The sequence below is a fragment of the Sorangium sp. So ce295 genome (assembly GCF_051527405.1).
GTDB classification, from domain to species: Bacteria; Myxococcota_A; Polyangia; order Polyangiales; family Polyangiaceae; genus Sorangium; species Sorangium cellulosum_B.
On record NZ_CP150324.1, the window covers coordinates 494,273 to 509,587 of the forward strand.

Annotated in this window: 9 protein-coding genes; 5 read left to right on the forward strand and 4 right to left on the reverse strand. The window is 73.7% G+C overall.

All coding sequences use genetic code 11. The features are described from left to right. The first annotated feature begins 140 nt into the window (after positions 1–140). The 3 genes from WMF11_RS01915 to WMF11_RS01925 all read left to right on the forward strand — a co-directional run bounded on the left by WMF11_RS01915 (position 141) and on the right by WMF11_RS01925 (position 3,790). Entirely contained in the window at positions 141–2,819 is a 2,679-nt protein-coding gene (locus WMF11_RS01915) for a penicillin-binding protein 1A (protein ID WP_437976230.1), read from the forward strand. Between the two features lie 144 nt (positions 2,820–2,963). Continuing rightward, positions 2,964–3,326, forward strand: coding sequence for a c-type cytochrome (locus WMF11_RS01920; RefSeq protein ID WP_437548983.1), 363 nt, complete (start codon positions 2,964–2,966; stop codon positions 3,324–3,326). Beyond that, entirely contained in the window at positions 3,323–3,790 is a 468-nt protein-coding gene (locus WMF11_RS01925) for a hypothetical protein (protein ID WP_437906744.1), read from the forward strand. The genes WMF11_RS01920 and WMF11_RS01925 overlap by 4 nt, the downstream gene beginning before the upstream one ends. 54 nt (positions 3,791–3,844) lie before the next feature. On the opposite strand, the gene WMF11_RS01930 is transcribed toward WMF11_RS01925, so the two are convergent. From WMF11_RS01930 to WMF11_RS01945, 4 genes are all read right to left on the reverse strand, one after another. Next, positions 3,845–7,489 (reverse strand): AAA family ATPase, encoded by a 3,645-nt coding sequence (locus WMF11_RS01930; protein WP_437976231.1) that lies wholly within the window; start codon positions 7,487–7,489, stop codon positions 3,845–3,847. 486 nt (positions 7,490–7,975) lie between these two features. Further along, positions 7,976–8,446, reverse strand: a complete 471-nt coding sequence (locus tag WMF11_RS01935; protein ID WP_437976232.1) for a type II toxin-antitoxin system VapC family toxin — start codon at positions 8,444–8,446, stop codon at positions 7,976–7,978. 402 nt (positions 8,447–8,848) lie between these two features. Beyond that, positions 8,849–12,406: an AAA family ATPase gene (locus WMF11_RS01940; protein ID WP_437976233.1), complete on the reverse strand. Its 3,558-nt coding sequence runs from the start codon at positions 12,404–12,406 to the stop codon at positions 8,849–8,851. 72 nt (positions 12,407–12,478) lie between these two features. Next, positions 12,479–13,597, reverse strand: a complete 1,119-nt coding sequence (locus WMF11_RS01945; protein ID WP_437548989.1) for a cytochrome-c peroxidase — start codon at positions 13,595–13,597, stop codon at positions 12,479–12,481. A gap of 476 nt (positions 13,598–14,073) precedes the next feature. Here WMF11_RS01945 and WMF11_RS01950 point away from each other — a divergent pair, with 476 nt between their 5' ends. Beyond that, complete coding sequence (locus tag WMF11_RS01950) at positions 14,074–14,913, forward strand: SDR family NAD(P)-dependent oxidoreductase (protein WP_437976234.1); 840 nt, start codon at positions 14,074–14,076, stop codon at positions 14,911–14,913. A gap of 159 nt (positions 14,914–15,072) precedes the next feature. Further along, entirely contained in the window at positions 15,073–15,237 is a 165-nt protein-coding gene (gene rd, locus WMF11_RS01955) for a rubredoxin (RefSeq protein WP_437976235.1), read from the forward strand. Positions 15,238–15,315: the final 78 nt, after the last annotated feature.

Genomic DNA, 15,315 nt, shown 5'->3' on the forward strand with positions numbered 1-15,315 from the left:
CGGATGAGCTGGCGCGGAACATCGATGGATCGGCGGCTGGCCGGCGCCCTCCGCGGCGCCCGTCCTCGTGATACCGTGGCGCGGCTGGAACACCCCATCCGGGCGCCGCGGTGGCGCCGCTGGCTCCAGCGCGCGGATGCATGGCCTCGGATCTCCCACGAAAACCCGCCGCGCCACCTGAAGGACCCGGCCCACGAGCCGCGCCGGCGGAGCCCAGTTACCCGCACGACGCGGGCGCGGCGGGCTCCGACCCGCCGCCGAGCGATCGCGCGCCGACGCGGCTCTGGTCGCCTCGAGGCCCGGCGCAGGCGCCGCCCCCGGGGCCTCCGCCCGACGGGCCGGGCGCGACCGTCCCGTGGTCGCCCGGGCCGCACCCGCCGGCGCCACCGGGCCGCCGCGCGCAGGAGGGCACGCCGGGAAGAGCGCGCGCCCTCGTCAGGGCGGCGCTCGATCACCCGCTATGGCAGCACCCGCTGTGGAAGCGCGCGGGCGCGGCGCTCCGCGCGGCCTTCCAGCGGCAGCCCCGGGGCGCCGGGCCCAGGCCGCCGCTCCGCGCCCAGCTCGCCCGCTGGGGCAAGGGGCTCGCGATCGCCCTCGCGTGCCTCCTCGCCGCCGCCGTGATCGCGTTCTTCCTCGTCGTCCGCCACTACGAGCGCGACCTGCCGACCACGGCGGAGCTGAAGAATTACAGCCCGCCGCAGGTGACGCGGTTCCTCGCGCGCGACGGCACGGTGATCGGCGAGCTCTTCGTCGAGCGCCGCACGCTCGTGCCGGTCACCGAGATCCCGCCGGTGATGAGCCTCGCGGCGCTCGCGGCCGAGGACGCCAGGTTCTACAAACACGACGGCCTCAATTACCTGGGCATGCTCCGCGCGCTGATCGTCAATCTGCGCTCGGCGGAGGCGCGCCAGGGCGGCAGCACGATCACCCAGCAGGTCGTGAAGAACGTGCTGCTCACGCACGAGCGCACGATCGACCGGAAGATGCGCGAGCTCCTCCTCGCGCGCCGCATCGAGCAGGAGCTCACGAAGGACCAGATCCTCGAGCTCTACCTGAACCACATCTACTTCGGGCACGGGCGCTACGGGGTCGAGGAGGCGGCGCGGTTCTACTTCGGCAAGAGCGTCCGGCAGGTCACGCTGGCCGAGGCGGCGCTCCTCGCGGGCATCGTGAAGGGGCCCTCCATTTACTCGCCGCGCGTCAACAAGGAGCGCGCAGAGAAGCGCCGCGCCTTCGTGCTCGGCCAGATGCGCGAGAAGCGCTTCCTGCCCGCGGCGCAGATCGACGCCGCGCTCGCGGAGCCGATCCGCCTCGCGCCCGAGCCGGAGCACCTGGACGAGCTCGCGCCCGAGGTCCTCGCCGAGGCCGAGCGCGCGCTGCGGAAGGCCGTCGGGCCCGACGCCAGGTACGGCGGCTACACGGTCGTGACCTCGATCGACCCGAAGATGCAGGCGGCGGCGCGCGCGGCGGTGCGCCAGAACCTCGACGCCTACGCCGCGCGGCACGGGCTCGTCGCGCCGTTCACGCGCGCCAAGGGGGATCCGGCGCCCTTCCAGGGCGCGCCCAAGGACGCGGGCCGCGTCTACCTGGGCGCGGTGACCGGCGCCGACGACGCGCGCGGCACCCTGGCCGTCCGCGTCGGCGCGGCGCAGGGCAGCGTCGATCTGCGCAAGGAGCGCCGGTACAACCCGCGCGGGCTCCCGCCGAGCCGCTTCGCCGAGGTCGGCAAGGTGCTGCGCGTGCGCTTCGAGGGCGACCCCGAGGCCGGCAAGCTCCGGCTCGACCTCGGCCCGCAGGGCGCGCTCATCGCGATCGACGCGCGCACGCGCGAGATCGTCGCGCTCGCGGGCGGCTACGAGGGCGCGCGCGGCGGCCTCGATCGGGCGAGCCGCGCGCTCCGCCAGCCAGGATCGACCTTCAAGGCGATCGTCTATGGCTACGGCATCCATTCGCGCAAGCTCACGGCGGCCTCGATGCTCGAGACCGACCCGGCGGCGCTCGATGGCTATCGGCCCGGCAACTACGACGAGAGCGAGGGGCAGAGCCCGAAGCGCCTGCGCGAGGCGCTCGCCCACAGCGTGAACGTGGCCGCTGTGTCGGCGCTCCGGGACGTCGGCCCCGAGGCCGTCGTCGCGTGGGCGCGCGAGCTCGGGATCACGTCGAAGCTCGGCGCCGACCTGTCCCTCGCGCTCGGCTCCTACGAGGTGACCCCGCGCGAGATGGCGGCCGCCTACGCGACGTTCGCCGCGGGCGGCGTGTACCAGGAGCCCGTCCTCGTGACGAAGATCACGGGCCCGCGCGGCGAGGCGCTGCCCCTGCCGGCGCGGCCCCCGCCGCGCCCTGTAATGACCGCGGCGGAGGCGTACATCACGACGGACCTGCTCACCTCGGTCGTGAAGGTCGGCACGGCGAAGCAGGCGCTCTCGCTGCGCCGGCCGATCGCCGGAAAGACAGGGACGACGAACGACGCGAGGGACGCGTGGTTCGTCGGCTACTCGACCGACATCGCGTGCGCCGTGTGGACCGGCTTCGACGACGCCACGACGCTCGGCGCGCGCGAGGTGGGCAGCAGCGCCGCCCTGCCGGCCTTCATCGCGTTCATGGAGAAGGCGCACGCGGGGCGGCCGGCGACCGACTTCCCGGAGCCGCTCGGGATCGTGCGCCTCCCGATCGATCCGGCGAGCGGGATCGGGGCGTTCCCGGGCCAGGAGGGCGCCGTGGAAGAGGTGTTCCTCGAGGGCACCGAGCCGACCGGCGTCGCGGTGCCGGACCCGGCCGCGATCGGGCAGGGGATCCTGGACCTCTTCAAGACGCAGTGATCGTCGCGACGCGACCGCGCTTCCCCGGCGCCACACGCCGCGGCCTCCAGCTCGGGCTGGCCGGGCGCGCGGCGCCCTGGTGATCCTCGCGGCGAGACGCCGGCCCCACGCGGGCCGCCGCGCGCTATGTTCCGGCCCGCCCGTATGAAGTGGTCGCCGATCCTCGCTGCCCTGCTCCTGCTCGCGGCCGCGTGCAAGAGGCCCGACCCCGCCGAGGAGGCGGTCGCGCTCTCGCCGCAGGCCGCGAAGGGCAAGGCCATGTTCTCCACCCTCTGCGCGGCGTGCCACGCCCCCAGCGCCAAGCTGGTCGGCCCTCCGCTCAGCGAGCTCGCAGGGCTCTACAGGGACGATCCCGCGGGCATCGTCCGCTGGGCCGTGACCCCGGGGCGAAAGCGCGCCGACGTCCCCCCGATGCCCAGCTTCCGCGGCGTCCGGGAGTCGGATCTCGCCGACATCGCGCAGTACATCATCGAGGCCGGCACCGCGGCCGGAAAGCAAGGTCCATGATCTATTCGTTCGTCCTCGTCGCGCACTCGTGGCTGCGCTGGGTCGTCCTGCTGCTCGGGCTCCTGGCGCTCGCGCGGTCGGTCCGCGGCTGGGCCCAGCGGGGGCCGTGGACGGCGGCGGATCGCAAGGTCGGCGCGGCGTTCGTGGGCTCGCTCGACGCCCAGTTCCTCCTCGGCATCCTGCTCTACACCGCGCTCAGCCCGCTCAGGCCCACGTCGCTGGCCGCGCTGAAGGCCGCCATGCCCATCGCGGCGCTGCGCTTCTTCGCCGTCGAGCACATCTTCGCCATGATCGTGGCGGTGGTGGTCGCCCATGTCGCCTGGGCCCGAGCGAAGCGAGCCCCGGACCCCACCGCGCAGCACCGGCGCCTGGCGATCGGCGTCGTCATCACGCTGCTCGTGATCCTCGCGGCCATCCCCTGGCCTTCCATGGTCTACGGTCGGCCGCTCTTCCGGCTGCCCTGAGAGGCCGCCCATCGTCGCCTGCGCATTCCCCGAGCAGCAGCCCGGGGCGCAGGCTCACGCCACGTCCTCCCGGCTCATCCGGAGCAGCCACAGCGGGGCCAGCGCCTGCGACAGGCTGCGCACCAGCGACGACTCGGCGTACCCCATCACGTAGTCCTCGATCTCGATCGGCGACGTCGCGCCCGGGCGGCGCGGCGGGTCGAACCGGACCCGCCGCACCACCGGGAGGAGCTCGGCCGGGTTCGGCGGGAGCGCGCGCCCGCGCCGCGCGGCCTCGTCGAACGCCGCCTGCTGGTCGAGGTGCTCCCGGACCGCGCCCGCCGGCGAGAGGCCCGGCCGGGCCGGCAGGACGCGCACCCGCACCACCTCGGGGCCGCGCGAGAGCGACGTCCAGACGTGCGCGCCCGTCTCGAGCTCGAAGAAGTCCATCACGCACAGGCCCACGACGCTCAGGACGAGGAGCTCCGCCCCGCGCCCCGGGGCGGCGAGCATCGCGTCAAGCCCCGCCGCCCCGCGGCCCTGCTCGACCACGCGCGCGCGCCCGTCGCCGTCGGACGCGCTGCCGAGCGGCGCGCACGCCCACCCCTCCACCTCGCCCCCCGCCTCGCCGTAGGCGCGCGCGAGCGCCTCGAAGAGCCCCTCCTCGGGCTCGTCGCGCCCGCCGGCCGGCCTCTCGTCGAAGCGCGCCGCGCGGAGCAGCTCGATGAGGACCGCGTGCTGGCCCGGCTCGTCCACCTTGCGGAGCGCGCGCCGGAGCGCGTGGCCCTCCGCGATGCACTCCAGGACCTCCTGCTTCGCCGGCCGGCGCAGCGGGCCCGGCAGCTGGCGCCGGTGGAACAGGCGCACCCGGGAGCGGCTCCACTCGTCCTCGACCGTCACGTAGCCGAACCGCCGCACCTCCAGGTCGAGGTGCTGCTGCTCGTCGTCGTCGCCGCTCCGCCGCCGGACGAGGTCGATCCGCTCGCGGAACGCCCGGATCGCGCCGCGCATGGCGTCGAGGTTGTAGACCGCCTCCGCGTGCTCGTGCGCCTCGGGCCCCTCGGCGGCGGTCCGGCCGTGCTCCGTGAGGTGGTAGCGGATCCGCTCGGAGAGGCGCGCGAGGCCGTCGCTCCGCTCGAGCGCGTCGACGAACTCGAGCAGCGGCGAGAGCTCCGCCGTGAGCGCGCCGAGCGGCCTCGCCATGAGCGGCGCGAGGGCCCACGCCGCGGCCGCGGGCTCGGCCTCCGCGAGCGCCTCGCGGTGCAGCGCAAACGCGGGTGACGCGGGTGACGCGGGCGACTCGGGCGACCCGCGGGACGCGGCGCCCTCGCCCGCAGCGGCGGTGCCGTCGCCGCGCGCGGTCGTGAAGATGCGGATCACCTGCATCGCGGCGGGCGCGCCGCGGGTGAGCGCGTCGCTCAGCAGCGATCCGATCTCGTCCTCGATGAACCGCTTCACCGAGCGAGCGCCGTCCTCGGCCACGAACGCCTCGCGCGCGATCCGCTCGGCCACGCCGGCGCCCCGGCGCACGAAGACGCTCCGCTCGGCGAGACCGCGCCGGCCGAGCAACCGGTCGAGCTCCTTCTCGGCCACCCGCACCGCCACCTCGGGCGTCAGCGGGCGGAACGGCACGACGCGATCGATCCGGTTGAACAGCTCGGGCGGGAAGAAGTCGCGCACCGCCCGCGCGACCTCCTGGGCCGACTCCTCGGCGATCGCGAGCGCCCGCGCCTCCGAGAGCCCCGCGCCGCCGAAGCCGACGAGCGCCCGCGACCGCGCGCCCAGGTTGGACGTCATCACCACGACCGCGTGGTGGAAGTGCGCGGGCCTCGCCGCCGCGTCCGTGAGCCGCCCGTCCTCGAAGAGCTGGAGCAAGAGGCCGTGCACCGACGGGTGCGCCTTCTCGATCTCGTCGAGCAGCACCAGCGAGAACGGCTGCTCCCGCACCCGCTGCGTCAGGAGCCCGTCGGGCGCGTAGCGATCGCCGACGAGCCGCGCCGGCGCGTCCGGGCCGCTCTGCTCGCTCATGTCGAAGCGGAGCAGGCGCGACGCGCTGCCGTAGATGAGCTCCGCCATGCACCTGGCGAGCTCGGTCTTGCCCGTCCCCGTCGGCCCGGTGAAGAGGTACACGCCGTACGGGCGCCGCGGGTCCACGAGGCCTGCCTTGATGCGCGAAACGAGGTCCGCCGCCGCGCGCACGGCCTCCGGCTGGCCGATCACCCGACGGCCGAGCTCTTCCTCCAGCGCGCCGGCGTCGAGCGGCTCGTCGCCACCGAGGAGCAGCCGCGGTACGCCGGTCTTCTGCGACAGGAGCCGCAGCACGTCCTGCGAGCCGATCGGGCGCGGAGCGTGGCCGCGCGCCGGCCACGGCTCGCCGGAGGGCGATGGCGTCACGCCCGCGCGGACGACCTCGCGCAGGAGGTCGATGGCCTTGCCCGGCAGCGCCTGCGCCGAGAGGAGCGATCCGCCGAGGTCGAGGATCGTCCGCAGCACGTACGGGCTCACGCGGGCGGCGTGGCGCTGCTCGAGCGCGCGGACCTCCCGCACCATGAGGCGGAACGTCTCGGAGGGCGTCGCCTCGGGGAGGAAGAGCGGCGTGAACAGGGCCGCGAACGACGGGGACTCCTGCTCGAGGAGGCGGAACGCCTCGGGGGAGCACTCGCCGACCATCACGATCTCGCGGCGGGAGAGCGGGCCGCGGAAGAAGTCGGCGAGCGAGCGCTCGCTCTCGCGCGATCTGCCGATCCGGCCGAAGTGGTGGAGGTCGTCGATCACGAGGATCGCGCCGCGGCTGCGCGCGTCCTCCACGAGCTCGACGCACCGCTTCTCCCAGTCGCCGAGGTGGCTCATCCCGGCGATGAGCCTGCGGCCGCTCACGGCGAAGACGTCGCGGACGCGGTCGAGGTTCTTGTGCGCGCCGTACCCGTCGGCCGCGAGGAGGTCGAGCACCGCCCGGTGGATCAAGGTCGTCTTGCCGCACCCCGGCGGGCCGACGACGACGACAGGCTGCGCCCTGCCCGCGCCGAGCAGCAAGGCGAGCTGCTCGCGCTGCGGCGATCGCGGCACGCCCGCGTCGAGGTTGCCCTGGGCCGCGCGCTGCGTGAGGCTCACGCCGAGGCTCGGCAGGACCTTGAGGCCCCGGCGCTTCTTCCAGCGGAACGCCGGATCGGCGCCGGTGTCGTCGTCGCCCGGTCGCTCCGGCAGGTCCGCGAGCGCCGAGCGCGGGGCGCACGAGAACGACAGCGCCGTGATGCGCTCCTTGCCCCGGCTCCAGAGCCGCGCGATCTCGTCGTCGTCGAGCGCGGCCCACGCGACCTGGAACAGCGCGCGGAGCTGCTCGTCCAGCGGGAGATCCTCGCGGATCGGCGCGGCCTCGCCCTGGCGGGCGGGGTGGTAGGCGAAGACGACGCGCTCGTGCTCCGAGGCCCAGCGCGGCTCGATCACGACGGGGCAGAGCCCGCTCACCTTGCGCCGCTCGGCGGCGCCGGAGAGCGTGAGCTCGAGGCGCACCTTCTCGATCCGGATGCCGCGGGGGAACTCGAAGCGCGCGAGCTCGGCCGCGCGCGCCTTCTCGAAGACGGCCCTGAGCTCCTCGGTGAGCAGGCGCCGGACGCGCTCCGCGTGCCGCCCCTCCCGCGAGCGCGTGCTCGGGCCGAGGCCGAGCGTCACGCACTCGACGTTCGTGGTCCGCCGTTCGAAGAGCGGGATCGTGAAGTGCACGGCGGCGAGTGTACTGGGCCAGGCGGGCTGTCCAAGAGCTCCAAGAGAACGCGCGAGCGGTGGCCGCCGCCCGTCGCACGGCTCTGCGGAGCCGCGAAGCTGTACGTGCGGACCTGCCTGGTCGGCGTCGTCGCGGCTCGCCCGCGACGCTCCGCCGGTGTCGAAGGAGGCCGCCGGGAGAGTTTCAACTCTGCCAGGGGCCTCGAAGGAGGCTGCCGAGAGTGTTGCTACGCCAGCTCGCCTACCTGGGCGCGCCGCCATGCCCCGCCGACGTCGAGCGAAGCCGCCGGGGGAGTTCCCCGCCTCATGAAGCTTTCTTCGTAGGGCGAACTTTTCGCGGAGGAAGCCTTTCAGCTTTCCGGGCACTCTGTGCCTGCCGAGCCTTCGCGGCTTCGGCGATCTTCCGGATATCATCCCCGGCCGCTCGCGACAGAGCTTCGCGGATTGCGTGGACCTCTTCGACGATCGGATCAGTCGGCATCGCGGTTACTCCTTTGGCAGCTCGAGCGGCGTGCAGATGACGGGGGGCTCGAAGCCGTCGACACGGCACAGCTCTTCAATCCTCTCACGCGTCGCTGCGTTTGCAATGTGCTTGCAGTTCCACGTGAGCAAGAAGTCCATCCCGTGCACCGCGGCCATCGCAACGTGAAGCGCGTCCACGCGGGCCTTCGCGGGCAATCCGCCCCCCACGACCAGGTTGCTAGCGAGCAGAATGGCTTCCTCGGTGATGTCCAGGAGCGTGGCACCGCGAAGCGCGTCGAGGCGTCGGGCCGCAGCATCCCCATCGCCGGCCCCAGCCTCGTCAAGCACGAACTGCGAGATGAAAAGCGTAAAATCGTCGCGCGCAGCCCACCACTCACGAGTGACCTGCTGATGCGCAGCCTGAACCAGATCGCGTGACGGCCGCGCGGTCAAGTAGCTGACGATCGTGGTTTCGATGTACAGCCTGGGTTTCATGAGGAGCCTGATGCTACCACGGGTGCGGACGCTGGCCCGGCCCGTGGCGGAAGCACCCGTCGCCTGCGGGCCATGGGTGCGGCATGCGGGGGCACCGCCCGGGCGTCAGCGGGCCTTGCTGTCGGCGCTGGCCGCTCGCGGGCTGCGATCGAGCGACGCCCGCCGGCCTAACGCGGGGGCGAGCAGGCTCACGCGCTCAGCGGGTAGGCCTTTGAAAAGTGACTGGGCGATGTTCGCTAGGTCGTCGATGTTCCGGCCGATGACGAAGACGAAGCGCACCCGGCCGGACGGGGTTGCCGGCGATATAGGGGTTGTGAGGAGGATGCGTCATGGCAATGGTGCCCGACCGGCAATGTCAAGGCCGAGGGTATACCAGGAACATCGGTCCGTGCTGTATCCGCGCTAATCCGCCTGTGGCTCGGCGCTGAAGTACTCGCTCCGATCCAGCCCGCTCCCCTCGTCCTCGAACAGGAGCAGGTGCGTCAGCGCGACCTCGTCGAGCCGCTCCCAGTACCAGGCCGGATCCATCGCGATCCGCGCCCTGCGCCCCGCGATCAGCGCCGCGCCCTCGACCTCGTCGAGCTCGCGCGCGGCCGCCCCGCGCCGCCGCGCCGCGGCCGAGCCCGCGGGCGGCGGGGCGAGCGACCTGTGCTCCCACTGGTCCTCGGCGATGTCGGCCGCGTGCGCGACGAAGTGCACGAACACGTGCAGCCGATCATCGCCAGGCGCCTCGCCCGCGTCCCGCTTGCGCGCGACCACCCGGTGGAGCCCCCGCTCCAGCGAGAGGAACGCCCCCGCGTACGCGCCGGTGCAGCGGAGGAGCACGCTCCGGAACCCGCGCTTCGGCTTGTCGAGCGCGTCCAGCACGTCGCCCGCAGCGCGCGGCGGGCCCCACCGCCGGCTCGCGGGCCACGCGCCGTCGCCCGGCCCGGCCCGGTCGCCGTCGATGTGCAGCGTCGCGCCCCACCCGCGCCGCGGGAGCTCCTTGAGGAGCGGCGCGAGCCACCGCTCGAACGCCCCCGCGTCGAGCTCCTCCAGGATCAGCGTGATCGCGTCGCGCCGCGACTCGGTCGCGACGAGCGCGCGGGGCAGCACCTTGCGCACGCCCTCCCACGCCGCGCGCGCCTCGCCCGCGAGCCCGCGCACCTCCTCGCTTTCGAGCAGCGCCATCAGGGCGAGCTCCTCGACGCCGTGCATCTCCTCCTGCGCGCGCTCGAGCTGCCCCCAGAGCTCGCTCAGCCGGTGGTGCTCGGCCTGCAGCGCCGCGGCGTCGATCTCCTTGCGCCGATCGCGCGACGGCCCGCTCGCGAGGCTCAGCTGGGTCAGCAGGAAGTCGAGCTGCTCCTTGAGCTGCTCGAGCGGCCCGAGGTTCATCCACCGGTCCACCTCGCGCCGCAGCTCGCCGACCTGCTCGACGCCGAACGCCTGCTGCGCGGCCCTCGCCGCGCGCCGCCGCCGCGCCGCGAGGCGGAGCGCGGGCGTCTCGGCGCGGGCGACGACGGCGCCGTCGGCGGGCGCCGCCGCTTCAGGCTCGCCCGCCTCGGTCACCCACACCGTGAGATCCCGCGCCTCGCCACCGAGCCTCGCCAGCAGCCGCGCGAGCGGCGCCGCGAGGTGCTCCTCGACGTGGCGGCGCAGCGCCCGCGCCCCGTACGCCGGCGCGTGGCCGTCCTCGGCGAGCCGCGCGAGCGCCCGCTCCGACACCTCGAGCGCGACGCCCGCCTCGGACAGCCCGCGGCGCTGGGCGAGGCGCTGCGCCGTGAGGCGCGCGACCTCGGCGAGCTCCGCCCGGGTCAGCGCCCGGAACGGCACCACGCGATCGATGCGGTTCACGAACTCCTGCCGGAACGCGCCCGCGACGACGCGCTGGTAGTGCGCCTCGTCCAGCGCGGCCTGCTCCTCCGGGGCCTCGGCGCCTCGCTCGCCGGCGAACCCCGCCCGCGCGCGCCGCTCCGCCGCGCCGAGGTTCGACGTCATGATCACGATCGCGTTGTGGAAGTACGCCGTCCTGCCGCGCGCGTCCGACAGGCGCCCCTCGCCGAGCACCTGCAGCAGGAGGTCGAACACGGCCCGGTGGGCCTTCTCGATCTCGTCGAGCAGGAGCACGCAGAACGGCTGCTCTCGCACGCGCTGCGTGAGCAGCCCGCCCGCGCCGTCGGTCCCGCGGATCAGGCGATCGGCCGCGCCCTCGCTCGAGAACTCGCTCATGTCGAACCGCGAGAGCCGATCGGGCGAGCCGAAGAGCAGCCCGGCGAGCGCGCGGGCGAGCTCGGTCTTGCCGACGCCCGTCGGCCCCACGAAGAGGAACGCCGCGAGCGGCTTGTCCGGCGGCGAGAGCCCCGCCTTCACAACGGCGATCGTCTCGGCGAGCGCGCGCACCGCGCGCTCCTGCCCGACGACGCTCGCGCCGAGGTCGCGCGCCACGCGGTCGACGCGGAGCGGGAGATCGTCGCGCAGCAGGAACGCCGGCATCCCCGTGCGCATCGAGAACAGCTCGTGGAGATCGCTCCGCCCGAGCGTGACCGGCTCGCCCTGCGCGGTCCGCTCCCGCTCGTGCACGGCGCGCAGGTCCTCGTAGAGGCGGACCGCCTTGCCCGGGAAGGCGCTGTAGGGAAGGTAGCGCTCCGCGAGATCGACGAGCGCCGTCAGCGCGTCGCCCGCGACCGCGGGGCGATGCGGCTCGACGCGGCCGTCGCGCTCGGCGCGCGCGGCGAGCGCCTTCCGGGTATCGGCGGCCGAGAGCGGATCGATCCGGATGCGGCTCAGGCCCGCGAAGAACGCCCAGTGCCGCCCCTCGAGCGCGTCGAGCCGGTCGTCCCGGAGCTCGCACAGGACGCGCACCCGCCCCTCGTCGAGGTAGGGCCGCATCGCGCCGGCCAGGTCCACGTGTCCCCCGTCGACGCGCTCGGCCAGGAGATCGTCGAGGTTCTCGAAGTAGAGCACCGCGTCGAGCGCGGCGGCGGCCTCCATCACGCCGTGGATGCGCTCCTGCCACTGCCCGAGCCCGCTCATGCCCGCGATGAGCTGCGCGCCCGACGTCGCGTAGACGAGCCGCGTCTGGCGGGCGACATACGCCAGCGCGAGCGCGGTCTTCCCGGCGTGCTCCGGGCCCACGAGCAGCACGCCGAGGCGCTCCTCGCCGTCGAGCAGCGCGGCGAGGCGCGCGAGCTCCGCGTCGCGGCAGGCGAGCGGCGGCGTCGCGAGCGGGCTCCGCTGCGCCGCCACGTGGAGCGGCGTCGCCACCGCGACGAGCGTCTCCACGGCCTTCTTCCGCCGCGCGCGCTCCACGATCGAGGCGCCGCGCGGCCCGTGCCCGCCCGCGCGCTCGGGCTCGGGCAGCGGCGTGTGGAGCACCTCGAGGCGGTGCGCGCTCCCGGGCAGGAGCCCCAGGTGCTCCCAGGTCGACAGGACCTGCGACGCGAGCAGCCGGCGCACCTCGTGCCGGATCGCCGCCTCGATCGGCTCGCCCGCCTCCACGTAGAACGCGTGCCCGAGGCTCGGCACGAGCACCCACGCGTCGCTCTCGCCGCGCCCCGCCGCCTCCGTCTGCCCGCGCGCGTCCAGCTCGCCGGCCGGCACGACGACGCAGGGGAAGCTCACCGGCACCTCGTTCCGCAGCTTGCGCGGCAGGTCGTCGCGCGGGACGGGGACGCTCACGGAGAGGAGCCCTGTCCCTTGCGGGAACGAGAGCCGGGAGACCGCCTCGGGCCGGGCGCGCGCGGCGTGCTCGCGCAGGAAGAGCTGCTGCTCGACGAGGACGTCCTCGTCGCGGCCGAAGCTCGCGACGCCCGGCGCCGCGACGGGGAAGGCGAGGCACGCGCCGTCGAAGCGCTCGCGCACGAAGACGAGCGCCCTCGCGGTGCGCCCGTCGCTCGCGTCGCGAGCCCCTTCCGCGGACGCGCCCGCTCCGTCCTCTGGAGCGGGCGCGGATCGCCCGTCGTCGCTGGAGCTCGTGCTCATCCGAGAGGGCGGAGCAGAGCCGATCCGCCCTCCCGGCGCAATCTGGTGATCCGCGTGATCACCGTGATCCGCTCACGTCGGGTCGGCCTTGGGCGTGGTCGGTCCGCTCGGGGGCAGCTCGGGCTGCTTGATGTAGTCGGTCGGGAGATCGCCGGTGAGCGACTTGAGGAACGCGACGATCGCCTTCACCTCTTCGGGCTTGGCCTCCACGCCGAGCTGGTGCCACGCCATCTTGGTCACCGTCTCGTCGAGCGTCGCGATCGAGCCGTCGTGGAAGTACGGGAAGGTCTTCTCGACGTTCCTGAGGCTCGGGACGCGGAAGAAGAACTTGTCCTTCTCGTCCTTCGTGTGGTCGAAGCGCCCGTTGTCCTTGAGGCCGGGGAACTCCTTCACGAGGCCGAGCTTCTGGAACGTCGAGCCGCCGACGGCGACGCCCGTGTGGCAGGTGGGGCACCCGAGCGAGATGAACTTGTGGAACCCGGCCTTCTCCTCGGCGCTGAGGGCCTTGTCGTCGCCGCCCAGGAACTTGTCGAAGCGCGACGGCGTGACCAGGCCGCGCTCGAACGCGCCGATCGCCTTGGCCATGTTGTCGTAGGTGATCGGCTCCTTGTCGTCGGGGAAGGCCGTCTTGAAGAGCTTCACGTACTCGGGGATCGACTTGAGCGTCGTGATGACCCGCTTCTCGTCCGGCATGGCCATCTCGACGGGGTTCAGGATAGGCCCTTTGGCCTGGTCCTCGAGCGTGGCCGCGCGGCCGTCCCAGAACTGGGCGACGTGGGGGCCCGCGTTGTACGCAGAGGGCGAGTTGCGGCCGCCGAGCTGGCCCTTGTGCCCGGAGGAGAACTGCTTGTTGTCTACGCCGTAGCTCGAGAGGCCATGACACGAGTTACAGGAGATATCGTGGTTCTTCGAGAGGCGCGTCTCGTACCACAGCATCCTTCCAAGGGTCACCTTGTCATCGGTGATCGTGTTCTTGTCAGTCTCGAATTTTGCGGGCAGGACCTTGAAGGACTTGACGTCCTTCGGATCGAAGACGAGCGGCTTCACGTCGCTCGTCGCCGCGGCGGTCGCGGCGGGCTTCGCCGTGTTCGAGGCCGGGGGGGCCTTGTGCTCGTACTCCGCGGATCGTTCGCAGGCGCCCAGCCCGGCGGCGATGAAGAGCACACTGATGAGAGATGAGGGCCAACGCATGAGGTCTCCTGGCTCGTGAGGACGCCGTCCACGGTATGAGAGAGCCGCCGCGGACGTCAACGCGCGCCGCGGCCGCACCGTCGCCGCGCTCGCCGGCCAAGGCGCGGTGCTGGCGGCGGTCGCGGGGGCGCCCCCGGGTGATGCGTGTTACCGGCCGGTTGCGACTCGTGGTCTCGAAGGTAGCGCGATGGATGTCGAGGTGCCTCCTGCGCGCCTATCTCCTCCGAGGTGCGCTCCTCCGTTTCGCCCGATTTCTCCGAGGTGTTGCGCAGCGCGCTCGCGCGGCCCGCGGGGTGTAGCGGGCGAGCTGCGGTAGAGCGGAAGCGTGGAGGCGCGGAAACGCCGGAGGGCGGAAGCGTGGAAGCGCGGAAACGCCGGAGGGTGGAAGCGCGGGAGCGCGGGAGCGTGGACGATGCGAGGCCGACCGGCGAGGGGGCCCTTGCGCGCCCGGGGGGCGCCGGGCAACCCTTTCGGCCGTGCAATCGCCGATCGACAGCGGGGTCGTGCTCATCACCGGCGCGTCGTCGGGCATCGGCCGCGCGCTGGCGCACGAGATCGCCCAGCGCGCCCGGGCGCTCGTGCTGGTCGCGCGCCGCAAGGACCGCCTGGAGGCGCTGCGCGCCGAGCTCGCCGCGGCGCGCCCGGCGCTCGCCGTGCTCGCCTTCGGCTGCGATGTCACCGATCGGGCGGCGGTCGACGCGATGCTGCTCGCCGTCGAGGCCGAGGTCGGGGGGGTCGACGTCCTCGTCAACAACGCGGGCTTCGGCGACATCGGCGTGTTCGATCTCTCCGCGTGGTCGCGCACCGAGCAGATGATCGCGTTGAACGTGACGAGCCTCGCGTACCTCACGCACCGGCTCGTCGGCCCGATGGTGTCGCGCGGGCGCGGCGCGATCGCGAACGTGAGCTCCGGCTTCGGGCTGACGTTCGGGCCCGGGATGGCCTCGTACGTCGGCACGAAGCACTTCGTCACGAGCTTTACCGAAGCGCTCCGCCTCGACCTCGCCGGCACCGGCGTGCGGGTGACGCAGGTCTGTCCGGGGCCCGTGCGGACCGAGTTCAACGAGGTGGCCGGCAACTTCACGGGCCTCGAGCCTCCCGCGCTCCTGTCGATCTCCCCGGAGCGCTGCGCGTGCGCGCTGGTCCGCGCGGTGGACCGCGACCGCGCGCTCGTGGTGCCCGGCGCGGTGGCGTGGCTCGTCATCCATCTCGGCGTCCTCTGCCCGCGGTGGCTGCTCCGGCTCGCCTACTGGCCGATCGCGCGCGTGCTGCGGAAGAAGCAGCTCGCGGTGCGCGGCGCTCCGGCGCCGCCCTGAGGCGCGCGTCCTGGCGGCCACGGTCGCAGGGGCGGCGCGCCGGGGCGCAGGACCTGGGCGCCGCGGCGAGCGCTGCGGACCAGAAGGTTCATCTGCGACCGTGTCCGCCCTCGTGGTAGCGTCAGGCGCCTCTCGTCGAGCTCCTGAGGAGAACCACGGATGAAGAAATATCGGTGTCTGGTCTGCGGATTCATCTATGACCCGGCGGTCGGTGACCCCGACACCGGGGTCGCGCCGGGGACCAAGTTCGAGGACCTGGCTGACGACTGGATGTGCCCGGAGTGCGGCGCGACCAAGGCCGATTTCGAGCCGATCGACGAGTGAGCGATCCGAGCCTCCGCGCCGTCTCGGCGAGCCGAGCGCCGCGGACAGCGCGGAGGCGCCGGCGGCGTGAGCACATCG